Here is a 19402-nt window from a genome sequence, read left to right on the forward strand (position 1 = left end):
CGCAGCCTTGCGCACCACACGTTGCGGCCCGCTCGATGTCTATACGGAGGGTGCGGAATGGGATACCCTCAAGGATTTTTAATAAGCTTTCAATAAGAGGTTTTCCCCGTTAGGCTACAGGCATGAGCGAGCACCAACACGACCATGACCCCGGCCACCGTACTGCCCCGAACGGATCCCCCACAACCCTGCCACCGACATCGGCGGCCACTCATACCCAAGATCATGCCCACGGTTCCGCACGCTGGGAGCTGTGGTTCGCGATCGCCGCCGGCGTCACTTACACCGGTGGGATGATCGCGGAGTTCGCGTTGGGGCTGCCGATGGTCGGATGGCCGTTGGCGTTCTTCCTCGCCACCTACTTCTTCGGTGGGTTCTTCACCATCCGCACCGCTATCTCCTCCACGCTGCGAGGGAAGTTCGAGGTCGACTTCCTCATGCTCGTCGCCGCGGTCGGCGCCGCTCTCATCGGCCGGTGGGCGGAGGGTGCGGTGCTGCTGTTTCTGTTCAGCCTCGGCCACGCACTCGAAGAGTACGCCCTTAGCCGTGCCAGCAAGTCCATCGAGGCCCTCGCCGAGCTCGCCCCCCGCAGCGCCCTGGTGCGCCGCGGCGAAACCGAACCCGTGGAAGTACCGGTGGAGGAGCTCGTGGTCGGAGACATCGTTGTCATCCGTCCGAACTCCCGCATCCCCTCGGACGGGTTCGTGATCTCCGGAATGTCCGCCGTTGATCAATCGGCAGTCACGGGCGAGTCGATCCCCGTGGAGAAGGAACCGGTGTCCGACCCCACACGGACGATGCACACGGTCGGCACCCTCCCCGCCACCAATCGAGTGTTTGCCGGCACCGTGAACGGGTCTGGCCTACTCGAGATCGAGGTCACCGCGACCGCCGCTGACTCGACACTGAGCAAGGTCGTTGAGCTTGTTCGCACCGCCGACCAGGCTGCGTCCCCGACACAGCAGTTCATCGACCGGTTCCAGCGCTGGTACGTGCCCGCCGTGATCCTCGGGGTCATCGCCACCCTGCTGGTGTCGATGTTCGCGTTCGCGCAGCCGTTCCGCGACGCCTTCTACCTCGCCATGACTGTGCTCGTCGCCGCGAGCCCATGCGCTCTCGCGATCGCCACCCCAGCCGCAGTCCTGGCGGGCGTGGCCCGCGCCGCCCGTGCCGGCGTGCTCGTCAAGGGCGGTGCCCCGCTCGAGACACTCGGACGAGTAGAGGCGATAGCGTTCGACAAGACCGGCACCCTCACGTGGGGCGCACCACGAGTGACCTCGCTCGTTCCCGCCGATGACACGTCCGAATCGGAACTGATCCCGACACTCGTGTCGGTCGAATCTCTCAGCGACCACCCCCTCGCCGCCGCGATCGTCCGCGACCTTGCACCCCGCGTCCCCGAGACCGGGCGGCTGGTGGCCACCGACCTCTCGGCACTCACCGGCCGCGGCATCACCGCGACGATCGACGGAGAGCGGGTCGAAATCGGCAACCTGCGCATGTTCGACGAACAGCAGCTTGAACTGCCCTCCTCGCTGGCCAAGGCCTACGCCGAAGCCCGCGACTCTGGGCAGACGTTGATGATCGTGCGTCGTGGTGACCGCTTCCTGGGGGTCGTGGGAGTGATGGACGCCTCCCGCGCCGAATCCGCCCAGGTGCTCAACGCGCTCCGGGACACAGGGGTCGGCCATCTGGTCATGATCTCCGGCGACAATCAGCGGGTCGCCGACGCGGTAGGTCAGGAAGTCGGCGTCGACACGGCGATCGGAGAGCTCCTCCCCGAGGACAAGGTCACTCACATCACGAGCCTGGCCAAGACATACCGCCCGATCGCGATGATCGGCGACGGCGTCAACGACGCCCCCGCGATGGCCCGCGCTGACGTCGGCATTGCGATGGGTGCTGCCGGGTCGACGGTCGCGTTAGAGACCTGCGACATCGCGCTGATGAGCGACGACCTCGGACGCATCCCGTTCGCTGTCCGGCTGAGCCGGGCCGCCAGCCGGATCATCCGACAGAACCTCATCGCCAGCCTCGCCATCGTCGTTTTCCTCATCATCGCGACCTTCCTTGGGCTTAATATCGGCGCCGTCGTGCTCATCCATGAGGGATCCACCCTCATCGTCGTCGCGAACGCGCTTCGCCTGCTCAACTTCCAGAAGGGCCAGGAACACGCCGGCATCGACCACGAAGAAAAGCCCACGCACTGATGCTTCTCCCCGCGAGTCACCAGTGGGGCCCGTGGCGAGAACAGTCCGTCCGATCTGTCGGAGAACCGCTTACCCCCACTCAACCCCCGGGCTATCCAGAGGAACTCACTCATGGATTGTCCCGTCAGCGGCACCGTATGGGTCATATCAGACGGGACTGGAATCAACATCGACTTCCGGACACTCCTTCCGGCCTGTCAGACGATCGCCGGGAGTTTGGTTCCCTGGGGGAAGCTCGCCTAGTGTCCTGCGCCGTTAATTCGCTGCTGGATCATTGTAAAATTGGGTATGGCACACCGAGGACCGGCGTTAGCCCCACTGACCTTGACCGATGATGAACGCGACCAACTGCAACGCTGGGTCCGGCGACGCAAAACCACCCAGGACCTCGCGCTCCGCTCCCGGATCGTACTGGAATGCGCAACCGGGGCATCGAACTCGGAGGTCGCCCGTCGGTTGGGGATCTCATTGCCGACGGTGGGTAAATGGCGGGCCCGCTTCATCGACAAGCGCCTCGACGGACTGGTCGACGAGCCCCGGCCGGGTCGGCCCGCGACGATCGGTATCGACCGGGTCGAGCAGGTCATCATCGACACCCTGGAATCAACCCCTGCGAATGCGACCCATTGGTCGCGGGCGAGCATGGCCGAGAAATCCGGCCTGTCGAAGTCCACGGTCGGTCGGATCTGGAAGGCTTTCGGACTCAAGCCCCACCTGGAGGAGGGGTTCAAGCTTTCCAACGATCCCTTTTTCACCGAGAAAATTTATGACATCGTCGGGTTGTATCTGAACCCACCGGAGTCAGCGGTCGTGCTGTGTGTCGATGAGAAAAGCCAGGTACAAGCCCTACAGCGGTCCCAGCCGGCCTTTCCGATGATGCCGGGAACACCCGAGCGCCGCGCACACGACTATGTCCGCCACGGCACCACGAGTCTGTTCGCCGCACTCAACGTTGCCGATGGGACGGTGATCTCCCAGGTCCACCGCAAGCACCGCTCGGTGGAGTTCAGAAAATTCCTGGTCAAGATCGACAAAACCGTCCCCGAGGGCCTGGACGTGCACGTCATCTGCGACAACTACGCCACCCACAAACACCCGACGATCCAGACCTGGCTGGGCAAGCACCCCCGGTTCCACATGCACTTCACGCCCACCTACTCCTCCTGGATCAACCAGGTGGAGCGGGTGTTTGCCGAGGTGACCCGAGAGCTCCTTCAGCGCAGCGACCACCGAAGCGTGCAGGCACTGGAGAAAGACCTCCGCGACTGGGTGAGGGCGTGGAACGAGGACCCGAAGCCGTTCATATGGACTAAAACGGCCGAGGACATCCTCGACTCCATCGCCCGATCCTTACAACGAATTAACGGCGCAGGACACTAGTAGTGCTTTGTTAGGTGTCTCTGGGGCGGTGGCAGTAGGGACAGCGGTCGAGTAACCGGATGACGGCGGTCTGGAGTTCAGTGAGCACCGTGTAAAAAGTCAGGCCGCCGGTAGTGCTTTTGGGCCGGCGGCCAGTCGTTTCATGGTGATGAACAGGTGTGCTGCGGTGACGGGTGTGGTGTGGTGATGCCAGCCGAGCCAATGTCGACCCTCGAAGTGGTCGAGTCCCAGGCCGTGCTTGAGTTCGCGGTAGTCGTGTTCGATCCGCCACCGGATCTTTCCCAGGCGCACCAACTGCTCGATGGGGGTGGTCTCGGGCAGGGTCGACAACCAGTAATCGGTGGGTTCGTCTTCTCCGGCGGGCCATTCGACCAGCAGCCAACACTCTGGGGCGGTGCCGTGAACCGCTACGGCTTTGTTGCCGCCGTTAGATTGGGTGAGCCGCCGTCGCAGGTGACCCAGGAATTGTAGCTTCTCTGGCCCAGTAGGACTCCTCGTACTCCGCCGGCGGGACCATCCCCAGGGTGGAATGCAGCCGGTGGTGGTTGTGCCACTGCACCCACGCCATGGTCGCGAGTTCGACGTCGACGATCGACTCCAGGTTCTGTGCGGTGAAGATCCGGGAGCCGATGCACTCGGTCTTGTCCAGCCCGTTGCTCGACTCCATCAGCGCATTGTCGTAGGCATCACCCACACTCCCGATCGACGGGGTGATGCCCTGCAGGGCCAGGTTCTCAGTGAATTTCACCGCGGTGTGACTTGCTGCCCGCATCCGAGTGGTGCGTCAGCTCACCACGGACAACGGGACGCTGGGTGCGGTCACGCTCCCACAGCGCCGGGTACCGTGGGATACGCACCAGTTCGACTCCGCGGGAGGTCTGCGCGTGCCAGCCGACGATGCGCTGCGAGTACACGTCAACGATGAAGGCCACATAGACCCAGCCCGAACCGGTGCGGGCGTAGGTGAAATCGGCGACCCATACCCGGTTGGACGCCTCGGCGGTAAAGTTCCGGTTCAGCAGGTCAGGGGCACGGTCCCCGGACCCGGGAATCGTGGTCCGCACCGTGGTCCGGCGCCTGAAGATACCGTTCATCCCGGCCAGGCGCATCAACCGGCCGACGGTGCAATGCGCCCTCGCATGACCCTGCCGACGCAGGTGGGCGACCATCTTGCGCCGCCCGTACAGGGATTCCGGTGCGTCCCGAAGCTCGTAGAGGGCGTTGAGGATCTGCGCGTCCGTCATGGTCCGTGTGGCCGGTACTTTCTTCCAGTGGTGGTAGGTCCTCGCCGCGACCTGCACGCCCTGCTCACGCAGCACATGGCGGGCCGACTCGACAGCAAAGCCTTCTTTTTTCATCTGGTCGATGAAGGCGACGATCAACGGTTTCCGGGGTCGAGCTCCCCGGCGAAGAAAACCGTCTTGGGTTCAATCCGTCAACGCAACAGTGCTTCATACTGCTCAGCAGGGGTGCGGAATCCCAGAACCTTCCGGGGACGGTTGTTGAGCTTATCGGCCACCTGATCCAGGTCCGTCTGACTGAAGCCCTTCATCGATGTTTTCTTCGGGAAATACTGCCGCAGCAACCGGTTGGTATTTTCGTTTGTTCCGCGTTGCCAGGGTGAGTGAGGATCAGCGAAGCACACCGTCATCCCCGTGCCGGCGGTGACCTCCTTGTGGCCGGCCAGCTCCATTCCCCGGTCCCACGTCAACGAACGCTTCGCCTGATCCGGCAGCTGCCCCAGTTCCCGTATCAGACCAGCTGTCACCGACGCCGCATGTCTGGACTCGACGTGGACCACCCGTGTGAATCGGGTTGCCCGTTCGATCACCGTGGCGATCTGTGACTGCTGGGCGCCGATGACGAGATCTCCCTCCCAGTGGCCCACCTGGACGCGGGCTTCTGCCTCCTTCGGGCGCTTCGAGATCGACACTGCATCCTTGATCTGGGAGCGCCACTGCCCACTGGTGGTGTTGGAGCGTGCCTTCCTGATCGGCCGGCGGGAACGGAGATGTTTCTGCAGGTCTTTGGGCAGGACGCCTCTGGACTGGATGAACAGTGACTTGTAGATCGACTCGTGAGAGATCTGCATCCGAGAGGTGCACGCGTAGGTGATCTTGAGTCGTCCGGCGATCTGCTCCGGTGACCAGTCCTCGCGCAGACGCGCGGCCACGTATCCGCGTAGGACGGGGTTCTTGGCGAGTTTGCAGCGCTGGGGTCGACGCGCCTGTCGCCATGAGCGGTCATCGGCATCTATGGCACGGTAGGCCGTGCGTCCCCTGTTACGGGTTACTTCACGACTGATCGTCGACGCGCTGCGACCTGTCAGTCGTGCGATCGCGCGGTAGGATAATCCCACACTTAAGCCGCGGGATATTTCCTCGCGCTCGGCCAGGGTGAGAGTGCCTGGGTGGTGTTTCTGGGCCGGGAGATAGATCCCTCCCCGGGGCAGGAGAATGGAAAAGATTGATCCTGGTGGGGAACCGACGTCGCGTGATATATCGCTGATAGAGGAACCGGTTTTCCACAGGTCCCAGACTTTCTGGCGTTGATCTTGGGGTAAGCCGGGTCGTCCGATCTTGGCCATCTGATTCTTCCCTTCATGAGGTGGGCCGAGATGGTGTTGCACTCACGGGTTGAGTCTAAGGTGGCCTTCTTCAAAATCTCGTTGGCCTCTCACAGGCGTTTGTTCTCCTTGCGCAGGCGGGTCATTTCCTCGTTTTCCTCGGTGCTCACACCGGGGACGTGGCCGGCGTCGACCTCGGCCTGGCGGACCCAGTTGCGCAGGGTTTCGCGCGAGACACCGAGCTCGTCCCCGACGGCGGTGCAGGTGACGGTCAGCGATCGGTAGTCCTCACGATGCTGCTGGACCATCCGGACGGCCCGTGCCTTGAACTTAAGGGTTGTAGGACTTCTTCATGGTGGTGATACTTCATCCTCGTCAGCGGCGGCGCCTTCGGCCTCTAATAAGCCCATCCCGAGCGCCCGGGTGGCCTATCCAGGTGTTGCCATCGGCGTCGACTGAACCGCCATTCGAAGCCGCGGAAAAACCGCCAAACGAAGCTGCAAGTCACAGGGAGAATCCGCGATGTCCGCCTGTCTCATTAGGGTATACCGCAATGAAACAGCGAGGTTATTCATGTTCTACATGAAGGTAGGGCTACCTAATGGAAATGGCCTCCCAGTCCGCAGCATTAAGCCAATCACGCCCCCCTTCCCAGTCAGTATAGGAATCTGAGTCACACAGCAGGTCCATAAACACTGATGGATTATTTTTAAATCGGGCGCCCCAGGGTTTTATACCGACCTTAGAGAAAGTAGTAAGTACACCGTGGCGAGCGCGAGAAATCATTACTGACAGCACTCTAGATTCTTCAACAATGGCTCGTTCTGTTTTTGCTTGAAACGACGGTATAGAGCCCTGCTCAAGTCCCATAACAATCACCCAATCAAATTGTTGACCCTTGCCCGCATGTCCTGTCACTAGGTGAAGTCCTGGAGCCGAAAGTAGCGTCTCATTCTCATCGGCTTTGATGCGTTGATTGATCTCTGACTTCGAAATTCCTTCGCTAGCGAGATCGTAAATCCAGGCGCATCCTTGCACCAAGCCTTCATATGTTGATGGATCTTGGAGCTCTAATGGGTCGACAAACTCCAATAGATGCTGCTGAGCATCAGCGCCTCCCAACTGCGCTGGATTTGCTTTGCGGAGAGCTGAACGGAGAAGAGGCGCGATGTGTGAATCGAATATTGGGTCGTCCCAGCGATACCAAGAGAATGGAGCCCCCCTGGTAAGCAGCTCGTCAAGGTTTTCTCGTCGCTTCTTTGTACGCGTCAGCACTCCGATGCGCTGTTCTTTTCCTCGAGACAAGATCCCCGCAGCGAATCTTACGATGCCGTCTGCTTCATCCTTTTCAGACTCGAAAACCTGATGGGAAGCGAAACCACCTCCGGGCCAGGACTCTGGAGATGAACACTTCAGCTCTACACCGCCGGTACGGGGGCGTAGGGAGTTGACAAGTTCGAGAACAGCAGGTGATGACCGGTGTGACTCTGTAAACGTAATTTCGTCAATCCCCTCAGATCTTGCGGCTGCCAGCACTTGTTCAGGTTTCGCACCAGTGAAGCCATAGATACCTTGAGCGAGGTCACCTGCATAAGTGATGCGGCCCCTGCCAATACGTTGAAGGATGCTTAACTGTTGAAGGGTGAGGTCCTGGAATTCGTCAATGACGATGCAGGAAAAATGTTCCTGGTAGAGTGCAGCAATCTGCTCATTACGGAGGATAAGGTCTGCTAATCGGGGGAGATCATCATAAGTAAGCTGCTTACTGTCTTGGCGCTCGCGTTCGATTTCAATGGCGTCCTGGTCTTGGATAAGCCTGAGGTAATCTAGGACTTCATCGTCGGTACGGGTTTCAAGCTTTGCCTGCTGCAGATGGCTACTGATGAGGGTTTTCTGGTGATAGTCCAGACCCCGCTCTCGGAACTTGGAGGCGATCCAGTCCGAGTCCGGTAGCTTCCACGATGAATCGAGGCCTATCACTTGGCCGTGAGCAGCTATAATTCGGGCGGATAGTCCATGCAGGTTGTGCAATGTTATATAACGAGTGATTTCTTGTGGTGTGAGATAGGTTCGCAATCTCTCACCGATATTCTCCTTGGCCCTGTTAGTGAAGGTCACTAGTAGAATTTTTCGCGGAGGCGTAACAACACGTCGATCAATCATTCCGCGTACTCGAAGCGCTAAAGCCTCTGTTTTCCCGCAGCCTGCCGGGGCAGTGATAATCAAGCCCAAGGGTTCATAATCTCGGATCTGCTCCTGAGGGATAGTCGGTTTCAATGCCTATTCCCCCTGCTCCACCTTGTTGAGAAGGGTGGAAATTGAGCCAATGCAGGCAGCTTCTTCCTGAGTAAGAGTCTGGGCGACGATCAGTGAGGCTTGAACCTTGTTCTTATTTTTCCTGCAGAAAGCAGCTACGTCCTCGTCGGTCCGTTCCCCATTACGTCCTGAAGCTTCACAGGTCCGGAGTTGGTTCCTGGTGAATTCATTAGAATTTTCTAACCGCTTCCAGAGTTCTTTTCCGCCAATGGCGGACGTATATTCTCCTTCAAGATCTGGGTCGGAGATAACCACATTATGACGTGCAAGGTCGGCATTCTGGACCCCCAGTTTCTCAGCCGTTTTTACCTTGGCGTCCTCATCAATCAGCATCAGGAGCGGGATGTCAAAACCATCCGGCCCGAACACTTTCCGAGCGTTTGGAATTTCATTCCCGCCATCCGTCTCGACAACTGAGACGCCCAACCGGTCGGGATCTTTGTCTAGGAGCTCGGCCACTCGCTGAAGCACAATTCGGTCGGATACCCCTTCAACTAGGATAACCAGATTGGAAGTAAGCGGTTCCAGTTTGTTTCTCACCCACCAGTGGGCTGCTAATTTCGAATTGCCGTCGAGAAAAGTTTCCTTGGGCTGTTTGACAATACCGCCCCTACTGACGACAACAATGTCCTCTGGGGGGAAAGCACCGACGATGTCGGGCGAATGAGTGGCGATAATTTTCTGGTTCTGAGCCCCTCGGAGCAAACGTGCAAGACTGCGCTGGCTCGTGGGGTGCAAATGGATTTCGGGCTCATCAATCGAAACCATGTTTGCGGCTGATGAGACAAGGTCATACATTGCGATTGCGAAAAGCGCACGCGCACCGTCCGATTGCTCCTGCACCCCGCGACTTGTTCCGTCCCGAGTGATTTGAAGCCTGACATCGGCCAATAAATCATCCTCGGCGGTACTGCCACTAACGAACTGCAACTCTTCGGTATTAATCTCCTGGGGCACTGCTTGTGAAAGCTGAGCTGCCAGTTTTTCTCTGAGTTTTAACAGAACCTTCGATTCAGAGAGCCGATATTGGAAGCCCTCGGCCACTTCTTTAAAAAGCTTCTCCTCATCCCCGAGCTCGATGGCGTCAAGAATATCGTCCAGGGAGCTGTTCCGATCATTACGGAAGTCACGGGCGCCGGTGTGTGCAGCTCCCACCATTTTCCATCCCAGCATTTCTAACTGAACTCGACTGAGTTGTCTTTGCGCTCCACCATTCGGCGCAAAGCGGCTGATCTGCAAAGTCTCACCTTCATCAAGCTGAGCCTCTAGGCGAATAGTGAGGATGTTGGGCTTATGTTCGTTTCCGATTTGGATTTCATCGGGAAATGCGGCCTGTTCATCTAGTGAGAAATCTGCTAGGTCGACTTCAATCACGAAAGGTTTATTCGGGTCAGCAAAATCATCCTTTGTGATCCGAGAGTAAAGTGCCGCCGTTGAAGAGCCAAGAATAAGATTTAAGCACCGGAGCAGTGATGATTTACCAACATCGTTTGCTCCGACCAGTACAAGATGAGTTCTCACCTGGAGCTCCAGATCGGCAAGGCGACTGTGGTTCTTCAGACGAATAGCTATGAGCTTCAACGTTCCTCCTTAAGTACGAGGAGGATTTTTCCTCGCCACTATCAGCATATTGCTTAACACCAGCAAGTAAGTGCTAGAAGTTGTCCCCGCTTTCCTCTATGGAGGAGCCACACCATAACCGGGCGGGATCCTCCGTGCTTTGAGATATATCTCAAAGCATGTATAAGCAATCATAAATTTCCGGCAGTAGACAAACAAAAAACAGTTGGATATTATCAGGTAAAGAAACATACCTACTAAATGGAACATGGTGATTTGTCTATGGAACTCATGACCGAGACGGACCTAGCGGAAGCAATGGGAGTCGCCGCCAACGGACTGGGCCGCATGATCGAAGAGGGAACCATACCGGCCCCTGACTTCAGCCGGCGGGGAAAAAACCTATGGGCCACAGCAGCTGTCGAATCCTGGTTCCGGACAATTCAGCTCTCCCAAGCGGCCTATGCACCCATCAACGCCACCACCGGATTCCAGGAGTTCGATTCACTGGGGTGTTATGTCTGCCCCGCAGGATCCTCCGGGCACATCGGAAACCGACGACCGTCGCAGATGGTTCTGTGGCGGTCTGGACAGAAGAAGGATGACCAGGACAGAACCGTCGCCGAGGTCTACGATGTCACCACGATCCAGACCACCGCCGGAGTGGTGGGAGAATCCATCATCACCCCATATGGACTGTCTGCCGAGGAAATCGACCTGCTCCCCTGGGAAGACATCCGACCCTGCGTCGAGGGCGACATCACGGTCTTTCAACTCGATTTGTCCAGCCGCCGCGAACTCAAAATGGCCCGCGGTTTCCAACGCGGCGGCACGCTGCGCGCCGAAAGCCTGAACGAAGCCCTCTCCTTCCCCGAAGGACCGTGGATCTTTCGCGGAGGCGCCGCTGTCTCCATGGGATAAAACCCCTAACCCGCGACACCCCTAACCCTTGAAAAACTAGTTATCTCTGAAAAGGACCACATCGTGAGCACTCCTCTGGCTACAACACCCGCCCCCACGCTCCTCTTTACTCCTTATCACCTCCTGGCAATGGCTGACATCATCGGACTTCACATCACCGAAGTCCCCAAGGGCAAAACCGCAAATCTCTATGTGTGGTGCAGGCCCGATGGTGGAATCATCTACATCGGAAAATCTGACACACCCTCCCGGGTGGCAAATGAGATCCGCTGGGTCGACAATGCCCGATCGCAGATATCTGACCACACCTTTGCAGCTTTCTGCACCGTGATGATCAGACAGCAGGCTGCTCCGATCGCGTTGTACTACGATGCCGAAAAATCTAATCTCAATAAGGCCAAGGATTTGTCTACAAGAGAAGAGTGGGACGGGGACATGGTCGACCAATTACTGGCGTACCAGGGTCAGTTGACTGTCAGCGAGGTTGAAAAGATCCTCATCCGCATGCCACTGGCTACGGGTAATTTCACGGCGAACTCTACAGACACAGGGCTGTGGGGCAACAGGCTCAGCCGCTTCTGGGACCACTTGGCGCAACTCGCCGCGATTGAAGCCGGCTACCGTGATTTCTAAAAAGCAGGTAACGCTCCGACCTCAACAGAAATAACCGGAGTTATGATCGACGGTGCTGTTGCAAAGTTAGGCCAGGGTCGAAGAGCCCCGCCTCGGGACATCAGTTGTACTTGCTCCGGGGCGCTTAAGCAGTCTCGAATGCCCGACTAACGATGACCGCATCCGGATTCGGTTGCCCGTGAGGGCAAACATCGTGCCCTGCCCTTTCCGCAATGAGTGCATCGCTTCCATCCCTTTCAACGTCCGATATGCAGACGTCGAAGTTCTTAAATGCACCCTTCGGCCCGAGGATCCGTTTCAACCGCCCGTGATCACCTTCCAGCACGTTGTTGAGGTATTTCACCTGACGGTGCTCCACCGTCTGAGGGCAGATACCTTCCTCCTTGAGCTCGGAGATCGCTTTGGACAGGGAGGGTGCTTTATCTGTGTTAATCACCCGCGGGAACCCGGCTGACGCATTGGATCTGAGGGCCTTGGCCAGGAAACGCTTCGCCGCAGCCACATTACGCTTCGTGGAGAGGTAAAAATCCAGGGTATGTCCACCAGCGGTGATCGCCCGATAGAGGTAGCACCACCTGCCGCCGACTCGGATGTAGGTCTCATCCACCCGCCAGGAACTGGCCTGCCAGTCAGGAACTTGCCGGTACCACCGGGTTTGCCTATCAAGTTCAGGGCCGTATTTCTGGACCCAGCGGTAGATGGTGGTGTGATCAACTGGCACACCACGGCTTAAGTCATCATCTCTTCGAGGTCGCGATAGCTCACCCCGTAGCGGCAGTACCACCGCACCGCCCACAGGATGATGTCACGGGGGAAATGACGACCGGAGAAAATCCCCATGGTTGTGATTATTTCACGCAGGGCTTCCTACTACCCCAACTTTGCAACAGCACCCTCTTATGATGGAGGGTTTTGTTTCAGTGCTTGTGTTGAGAGAGTTCTACTTTCGATAGTTCAGAAACGGTTTCCAAGCAATATATGCGCCAGATACGATAATGAGAAGATTGGATACTATTCCCAGCACGGAGTGTTCGCCTAGAAGGAGTCGCAGAGCTAGAAGTAATGCTCCTGTTATTGTAAGGAATATTCCAAATTTGAATAGACCTCGACTGTAGGTATTTGTTTCTCCTGATTTGGATTCTTCGTTTATGTATTTTTCTTTACTCATAGCACCCAAAAACTACTCCTCCAGCCGAAATAACGTAACTGGCACCTGCGAACCCGAAAGCGGCTGCAGTACCGGCTGTGGCTACAATGACTGCTCCTGTTGCTAGGGCCATGCCTGCAATAGTAAGCCAACATGAGATATCTTGCATGCTAACGAAAGTTGTCATGGCAGGTGGCCCAATATCATTCAGGGTATCTGTCCACGTCATAAATACGGTGTTATTTTCTATTTCGTACTCGTAGCTTTTACTTGCACCGAACTGGGACTGGCCGTTCTTTTCCAGTGTGTATAGATTCATGCCAGTGTCTGTGACTACTGAAACGGAACCGTCGGGATTCATTCTGAATACCCCGTCGGTGGTAGTTATTTCGCTCGTGTTTGAATTCACTGTCTTGATATCAAGATTTGCGACACTAGTATCAGCATCGCTATTGGTAGAGACTTCACTGTTTCCATTTGCAGCAGAGGCTGGAAGCGGCGCTGTGTGTTGGACTCCAATGATGCAAAGCACGGTTATCATCGCTGTGATGATTCCTTGAGCGTGTTTTCTTTTTAAGGTTTCCATAGGGATTCCTACCTTTTCGGTATTTTGATTTTACGAGGTAAGGCGTTCTGAAGAAGTGTTGTTTATCCTGGGTGGGAAAGTGTAAGAAAAGGTGCTGTTGCAAAGTTAGGCCAGGGTCGAAGAGCCCCGCCTCGGGACATCAGTTGTACTTGCTCCGGGGCGCTTAAGCAGTCTCGAATGCCCGGTTGACGATGGCCGCGTCCGGATTCGGCTGTCCGTGAGGGCAAACATCGTGCCCTGCCCTTTTCGCAATGAGTGCATCGCCTCCATCCCTTTCAACGTCCGATATGCAGACGTCGAAGTTCTTAAATGCACCCTTCAGTCCGAGGATTCGTTTCAACCACCCGTGATCACCTTCCAGCACGTTGTTGAGGTATTTCACCTGACGGTGCTCCACCGTCTGAGGGCAGATACCTTCCTCCTTGAGCTCGATGATCGCTTTGGACAGGGAGGGTGCTTTATCTGTGTTAATCACCCGCGGGAACCCGGCTGACGTGTTCGACCTCAGAGTCTTCGCCAGGAAACGCTTCGCTGCCGCTACGTTGCGTTTTGGTGAGAGGTAGAAGTCTAAGGTCTGTCCACCGGCGGTGATAGCCAGATCAGAGGTAGCACCACTTTCCCCCGACTCGGATGTAGGTCTCATCTACCCGCCAGGAACTGGCCTGCCAGTCAGGTACCTGCCGGTACCACCGGGTTTGCTTATCAAGTTCAGGAGCATATTTCTGGACCCATCGGTAGATGGTGGTGTGATCAACTGGCACACCACGGCTTAAGTCATCATCTCTTCGAGGTCGCGATAGCTCACCCCGTAGCGGCAGTACCACCGCACCGCCCACAGGATGATGTCACGGGGGAAATGACGACCGGAGAAGATGCCCATGGTTGTGATTATTTCACGTCGGGCTTCCTACTACCCCAACTTTGCAACAGCACCGCGTATAACATGGCTGCATAACAAAGTCCTTGTCATTACACATGGAAATTACAAAGATTGGTGCATTTTTCAAATGAGCGCTCTCGAAACAGAACTGGAAACGGCACGCAGAACCATTCATACAGATGGTTATCCAATGAGTATCGGGGAACTCACTAATCTCTACCGGGATGGTGAACTTATAATCCGCCCTCAATTCCAGCGCCTATTCCGCTGGGATGATGCTCAGAAGGCACGGTTAATCGAAAGCATCCTTATCGGGATTCCCCTTCCGTCGATTTTTGTAGCTCAGGATGCAGGCGGTAGGTGGGAGCTTGTGGATGGTTTGCAGAGAGTGAGTACCCTTCTGCAGCTCCAAGGACTGCTCAACGTTGAAGAATTCCCTCCGCTCGTATTGACAGGGACGAAATATTTGCCATCTCTGGACGGCACTGTTTGGGATTCGGATGGTCAGCCTTCTTTAACTTCTGCGCAGAGGCTTGACATCAAACGCTCGAAAATGGATGTCAAAATTGTGCAGCGAGGATCCGATCCCAAGACAAAGTTTGATCTTTTCCAGCGCCTAAACTCTTTTGGTTCTAAGCTCTCGAATCAAGAGATACGAAACGCCCAGCTGGTAGGAGTCTCTCCTGATTTCGTCGAGTGGTTGGGGGAACTTGCCCACCACGATTCATTTGTTACTCTGTTGCGATTGCCTGAGAATGATAAATCTAAGAAGTACGACGAGGAACTTGTACTCCGTTTCCTTTTCCTATATTCGAAGTCAGATGAAGAGATTGGCAAGATCCGTAACTTCCAAGATGAGCTAGAAGAATTTGCAGTCGACTTTGCGTTGTCTTTTCCTTATGGAGACAAAACACTAGTTGGACAGATTTTTAAGAAAACATTCGACCAACTTCTGGCCGCTGATGAAGATATCCTTCGGCGTTGGGATCCTGAAAAGAAAAAATTCGCTGGTGGATTCCTGAATACGTCTTTCGAAGCAATCGCTATTAGCCTCGCAAATCTGATCAAGGAAGGCGTACCTACTCAGACCGATTTACGGCAAGCTGTGATCGAATTTTGGAACCGACCGGAAATGACCAAGAAGTTCGCCACTGGGAAATCCACAGAAGCTCGTATACGGCTTATGGTGCCCATGGGGCGCGAGATTCTCAGGGCATAATGCCAAAAATCTATACCGTCGAGGAATTAGACGACAAGATTTCTAACGAGACAGGTTGGCGGAAGAAGGAGCTCACCACGTCTCTGAAGCTAGTGCAGCAATCCGCGAATGCCCAAAATATCAATTTGCGGTCGGGAATTCTTCTCCTCTATGCACATTGGGAAGGTTGGGTTAAGCAAATCGCTCAGCTCTACATTCGGTATGTCAATACGCAGAGCCCGACCTATGAAAAACTCAGTGCGGCCTTCCTCGGTAATGCGCTTAAAACAAGAATTTCTTTGATCGAACAGGCATCCACGCCAGGTGTTCATAATGAGTTCGCTTCATTCCTGCGGGAAGGTCTTGCTCAAAAGGCCTTTCTCTCCGAGGATCTTGTTCAAACTCAGAGCAATCTCTCTTCGAAAGTCTTTCTCGACGTGGTGGAACGCTTGGGTTTACCTCAACGTCCCGAATATTCAACTCGGGCCAACTTGATCGATGAAAAGCTTGTTGATCGGCGGAATACAATCGCGCATGGAAAGTTTCTAGCTCTTGAGGTTGGGGATTTCCTACCACTTCAGAAGGACGTCTTAGATCTCCTTGAGATCTTCACCGATGATGTGCGGAATGCTGCTTCCACCAGGGCGTACCTGGCGGATCCTGGGTGGCCCGTATCTCGTTGATTTAAGGCCTGTTACGAAAGTCGTCACTCACTCTTGAGCACGGCAGTTTTCCTCTTCTTCAGCCCCAGGATTCAGCGGTCGTTGCAACCAGCACCAGTTTCATTACTGCGAAAAGCGACATTAGTTACAGTCCCACTTCCATATACCCATATGGATATATGAATATATAGGCTCATGGGCATATGTCCATGAGCCTATATCCTAGGCTGTGGGGCGGCGCAAGAGAGTCCCCATCTAGCAGCATGGCTCCCATCAAATGTGGGGGCTTTTTTGCTGATCTTGCGGCTAATGATTGGGAGCTTGATTCCAAACATGGCTCGCAACATAGCTCCGGTTGCGGTAGCGTCACCAATTGCTGCGTGTGCCTGTTGATTCTTTAGCCCGTAGTGCTTGAGCAAAGCAGGAAGATTATGAGGACCTTGGGGCAGCACCTGCCTAGCAAGATCAATGGAATCCACGAACGCGAAGAATACGTCTGTGCTGTCTTTGCCGTTGGGGTCAATGCGGTTAACTTCTGCTTCGAGCATTTTTGCATCAAAGGGCGCGTTGTGGGCAATGAGTACTTGGCCATGAATGAAGCGCGCAAACTCGGTGTAAATTTCAGCAAACCGTGGGGCAGTAGCAACATCGCCATTGGTAATGCCGTGGATTTTAGCGTTGGTGATCTTTTTGCCGTCCGGATTAAGGAGGGTGTGCCAGCGGTCTACTTCGCGGAATTGATTGTCGAATCGAACAGCCGCAAGTTCAATGATGCGATCGTAGCGTTTGTTGAGACCGGTGGTTTCCGTGTCGATCACGGCGAAGACTGGTGCGCCAGCTTCGCCTTCGGGAATGAGGTTTCTGACAAGGTTTTTTATAGACGGCATACATTTCAGTGTAAAGCGTAAGTGGGACATGGGCATTTTCTTTTCCACGAATACGTGCCCACTACCAATAAATGTTCATATGGCTATATGGTTGTATAGTCATACACTTTAGCTGGTAAAACAGATAATCATTAGCAATATAGTGGACACTATACCCACTATGGCCATATACCTATATGGGCATTGCATGATATGCTAATTTTCATGGCGCACATCATCTCCATCATCCAAACCAAGGGTGGAACGGGAAAGACAACGACAACAATGATGCTGGGATTTGCTCTATCAAGTCTTGGCGACCGCGTTCTTGTTCTTGACGCGGATAAACAACGATCTGCCAGTGATTGGGCTGCGGCAGTGGAAAAAGATATGCCATTTCCCACCATATCCACTCCCACGGATCGCACATTAAAAACTACGGTTAACCGCTCCAATAATGATGACTACGACTTCATACTTATCGATACACCTCCGGGAAGTAACAGCATCGTTGAATCGGCTTCCACTTGTGCAGATCTCGTTCTCATTCCTTCCGGCGTCTCTCCCTTGGACATGGAGCGAACTCAAGCAACTCTTGATTCTTTTGAGGGGACAGAAACTCCCATTGCCGTTGTCTTAGTCAATGTAGATAAGCGTGAAAAGTTACTAACCAAAGCTCAAGCAAGTCTGACGGCCCATACGCGCGCAGCTCTTGCCGATACGATCATCCCCACCCGAAGCGCAACACGCCGCGTAGGCTACACCATTCCCAACATTACAACGAAGCCCCTCCAGGAATGGTTAGACCTTGCCAAAGAACTCAAAGAAGCATTTTAGGAGAATTAATGCCCATCGGTAGTGCCACTGAAAAAGCAAATCAAGCTGCAACCTCCTCCACGCAAAAATCCGCTAAAAAAGCCCTCACGGACGCTAACACCTCGACTTCTACTCAGTCTAAGAAAGTGGCTCCGCTTGCAGGTTTTGAGCAGCGCGCCGCCACACTGCGGTTGTACGTGAAGAATAAAGAGCTGCTCAAGGACGCTAAATTGGCTGCATTGGAAGACGATACAAGCTTGTCCCAACTCTGGGAGGAGTGGGCAATAGAATGGCTGAAAAATAGATAGTTATATAGACATATGTTCATATGAACATATGTCTATATGGCCACATATTCATAAAATGGTATTCTAACTACACATAGAGAAGGTCGGGCGCTGCGCCAACAGCCCCGACCACGACCCCACCCATTTGACGACTACTAAGACGATCCAGAAGTGAGGATTTATGTCCAATTATACCCCCAGAAATCAGCCTGGCCACAACCACGGAGAAACATCTGCGGAGGCTGAACTTCAAGCACGACTCGCTGAGATTGAAGCAGGATTTCTAGACCCTTATACCTTTACTTCTCGCACTCTTATTCAGGCGACTTTTCCACACAGTAAGCGGGAAGAACGAGAAGTAGTTCTCGCCAACGGCAATGTGATTGTGACAATGTATTCATCCAAGGGATTGCCTTATGGCGTTTATCCCCGGTTGATCATGTGCTGGCTGACCCGTGAAGCTATTCGACGTCGAGACCTGCCCATGAATGAAGCACGCGTTATCCCGCTGGGTTCTTCCTTGTCTCAGTTCATGCGAGAAGTAGGAATTGGTGCAGCCTCTGGAGGCAAAGAAGGAAACATTCATCGACTCCACCACCAACTCACGGCGTTGTTTTCCACCTTCATTACTGTCACCACCAATGACACAACTGATGTAGAGGATATGCCACGGTCATTTCAGCGAATCGACAACACTGTCGTCGCTGATTCCTCAAAGTTGTGGTGGGACCCCAAACACCCTGATCAACTTGGGTTACAAGATTCATCAGTGACCCTGAGTGAAAACTTCTACCGGGATCTCGTTTCCGCTGCTGTCCCGTTGAATGTGTCCATGTTGCGGCAAATCCGTCGGTCACCACTAGCCATTGATCTTTATTGTTGGTTAACTTACCGCCTGAGTTATCACAGGGGAGTGACCGTGGTGGCATGGGAGCAGCTACGTGCCCAATTTGGAGCCGGATACCCAGATACAACCAGAGGCCGTCGAAATTGGAAGATAAAAGTGACAGCTGCTCTAAGGAAAGTGATGGATGCTTGGCCGGAAGCGTCTGTCTCAGTTGTAGACAACGGACTGATGTTAAAACCGGGTGCTCCTTCTGTGGCAAAAAATCAACAACGCGAGTTGAAGAAGTGCGACACCACTGAGGACAATCCTTTCTAGGATTGTTTTCTCGCAATCGCCCGTGGGGGAGTGATCTTCACGGGCTTTTTCATTTCTGAATGTACGCATGTTCGGTAGCGCTTTCACGCATGTTCGGTAGCGCTTTCACGCATGTTCGGTAGCGCTTTCACGCATGTTCGGTAGCGCTTTCACGCATGTTCGGTAGCGCTTTCACGCATGTTCGGTAGCGCTTTCACGCATGTTCGGTAGCG

At 54.9% G+C, this 19402-nt stretch carries 17 protein-coding genes and 3 pseudogenes; 9 read left to right on the plus strand and 11 right to left on the minus strand.

The genetic code is table 11. The features are described from left to right. Positions 1–122: 122 nt before the first annotated feature. Together H924_RS13220 and H924_RS13225 are read left to right on the plus strand one after the other, a co-directional pair. Positions 123–2210, plus strand: a complete 2088-nt coding sequence (locus H924_RS13220) for a heavy metal translocating P-type ATPase (protein ID WP_003860207.1) — start codon at positions 123–125, stop codon at positions 2208–2210. A 288-nt stretch (positions 2211–2498) separates the two neighbouring features. Next, positions 2499–3590 (plus strand): IS630 family transposase, encoded by a 1092-nt coding sequence (locus tag H924_RS13225; protein WP_015453112.1) that lies wholly within the window; start codon positions 2499–2501, stop codon positions 3588–3590. A gap of 99 nt (positions 3591–3689) precedes the next feature. Here the strand turns inward: H924_RS13225 and H924_RS13230 are convergent. From H924_RS13230 to H924_RS13260, 7 genes and pseudogenes are all read right to left on the minus strand, one after another. Beyond that, positions 3690–4073 (minus strand): annotated as a pseudogene (locus H924_RS13230) (transposase); the annotation flags it as partial. Next, positions 4018–4362 (minus strand): integrase core domain-containing protein, encoded by a 345-nt coding sequence (locus H924_RS13235; RefSeq protein WP_080506389.1) that lies wholly within the window; start codon positions 4360–4362, stop codon positions 4018–4020. The gene H924_RS13235 and the pseudogene H924_RS13230, both read right to left, overlap by 56 nt. Next, positions 4325–4972 carry an IS3 family transposase gene (locus H924_RS13240; protein ID WP_003860196.1) on the minus strand — a complete coding sequence of 216 codons (648 nt, stop codon included), beginning with the start codon at positions 4970–4972 and terminating at the stop codon, positions 4325–4327. The genes H924_RS13235 and H924_RS13240 overlap by 38 nt, the downstream gene beginning before the upstream one ends. A 53-nt stretch (positions 4973–5025) precedes the next feature. Then, positions 5026–6177 (minus strand): IS30 family transposase, encoded by a 1152-nt coding sequence (locus tag H924_RS13245; protein ID WP_003860195.1) that lies wholly within the window; start codon positions 6175–6177, stop codon positions 5026–5028. A gap of 89 nt (positions 6178–6266) precedes the next feature. Further along, a complete protein-coding gene (locus H924_RS13250) occupies positions 6267–6464 on the minus strand; it encodes a transposase (RefSeq protein WP_003860194.1) in 198 nt (65 codons plus the stop codon). Positions 6465–6750: 286 nt separating this feature from the next. Further along, positions 6751–8433, minus strand: coding sequence for a UvrD-helicase domain-containing protein (locus H924_RS13255; RefSeq protein WP_015453113.1), 1683 nt, complete (start codon positions 8431–8433; stop codon positions 6751–6753). Positions 8434–8436: 3 nt separating this feature from the next. Further along, positions 8437–10053: an ATP-dependent nuclease gene (locus H924_RS13260; RefSeq protein ID WP_015453114.1), complete on the minus strand. Its 1617-nt coding sequence runs from the start codon at positions 10051–10053 to the stop codon at positions 8437–8439. A 240-nt stretch (positions 10054–10293) separates the two neighbouring features. Here H924_RS13260 and H924_RS13265 point away from each other — a divergent pair, with 240 nt between their 5' ends. Both H924_RS13265 and H924_RS13270 read left to right on the plus strand, forming a co-directional pair. Further along, positions 10294–10953, plus strand: a complete 660-nt coding sequence (locus H924_RS13265; protein ID WP_015453115.1) for a hypothetical protein — start codon at positions 10294–10296, stop codon at positions 10951–10953. A 63-nt stretch (positions 10954–11016) separates the two neighbouring features. Further along, the gene (locus tag H924_RS13270; protein WP_015453116.1) at positions 11017–11586 is read left to right on the plus strand and encodes a hypothetical protein; all 570 of its coding nucleotides are present in this window, start codon (positions 11017–11019) and stop codon (positions 11584–11586) included. A 124-nt stretch (positions 11587–11710) separates the two neighbouring features. Here the strand turns inward: H924_RS13270 and H924_RS13275 are convergent. The 3 genes and pseudogenes from H924_RS13275 to H924_RS13290 all read right to left on the minus strand — a co-directional run bounded on the left by H924_RS13275 (position 11711) and on the right by H924_RS13290 (position 14199). Continuing rightward, positions 11711–12426 (minus strand): annotated as a pseudogene (locus H924_RS13275) (IS6 family transposase). Between the two features lie 320 nt (positions 12427–12746). Further along, positions 12747–13319: a hypothetical protein gene (locus H924_RS13285; protein ID WP_015453119.1), complete on the minus strand. Its 573-nt coding sequence runs from the start codon at positions 13317–13319 to the stop codon at positions 12747–12749. A 163-nt stretch (positions 13320–13482) separates the two neighbouring features. Then, positions 13483–14199 (minus strand): annotated as a pseudogene (locus tag H924_RS13290) (IS6 family transposase). Between H924_RS13290 and H924_RS13295 the strand changes: the two are divergent. Continuing rightward, positions 14198–15418: a DUF262 domain-containing protein gene (locus tag H924_RS13295; RefSeq protein ID WP_015453122.1), complete on the plus strand. Its 1221-nt coding sequence runs from the start codon at positions 14198–14200 to the stop codon at positions 15416–15418. The pseudogene H924_RS13290 and the gene H924_RS13295 sit on opposite strands and share 2 nt — an antisense overlap. Then, positions 15418–16080 carry an MAE_28990/MAE_18760 family HEPN-like nuclease gene (locus tag H924_RS13300; protein WP_015453123.1) on the plus strand — a complete coding sequence of 221 codons (663 nt, stop codon included), beginning with the start codon at positions 15418–15420 and terminating at the stop codon, positions 16078–16080. The genes H924_RS13295 and H924_RS13300 overlap by 1 nt, the downstream gene beginning before the upstream one ends. A 194-nt stretch (positions 16081–16274) precedes the next feature. Here H924_RS13300 and H924_RS13745 read toward each other — a convergent pair whose 3' ends face one another. Then, positions 16275–16946: a 3'-5' exonuclease gene (locus H924_RS13745; RefSeq protein WP_155862043.1), complete on the minus strand. Its 672-nt coding sequence runs from the start codon at positions 16944–16946 to the stop codon at positions 16275–16277. A gap of 204 nt (positions 16947–17150) precedes the next feature. Here H924_RS13745 and H924_RS13310 point away from each other — a divergent pair, with 204 nt between their 5' ends. The 3 genes from H924_RS13310 (at position 17151) to H924_RS13320 (ending at position 19190) form a co-directional block, all read left to right on the plus strand. Continuing rightward, positions 17151–17762, plus strand: a complete 612-nt coding sequence (locus tag H924_RS13310) for a ParA family protein (protein WP_155862044.1) — start codon at positions 17151–17153, stop codon at positions 17760–17762. An 8-nt stretch (positions 17763–17770) separates the two neighbouring features. Next, a complete protein-coding gene (locus tag H924_RS13315; RefSeq protein ID WP_015453126.1) occupies positions 17771–18049 on the plus strand; it encodes a hypothetical protein in 279 nt (92 codons plus the stop codon). Between the two features lie 160 nt (positions 18050–18209). Next, positions 18210–19190, plus strand: coding sequence for a replication protein RepA (locus H924_RS13320; RefSeq protein ID WP_015453127.1), 981 nt, complete (start codon positions 18210–18212; stop codon positions 19188–19190). The last annotated feature ends 212 nt before the right edge of the window (positions 19191–19402 follow it).

It is taken from the genome of Corynebacterium callunae DSM 20147 (genome assembly GCF_000344785.1).
GTDB lineage: Bacteria > Actinomycetota > Actinomycetes > Mycobacteriales > Mycobacteriaceae > Corynebacterium > Corynebacterium callunae.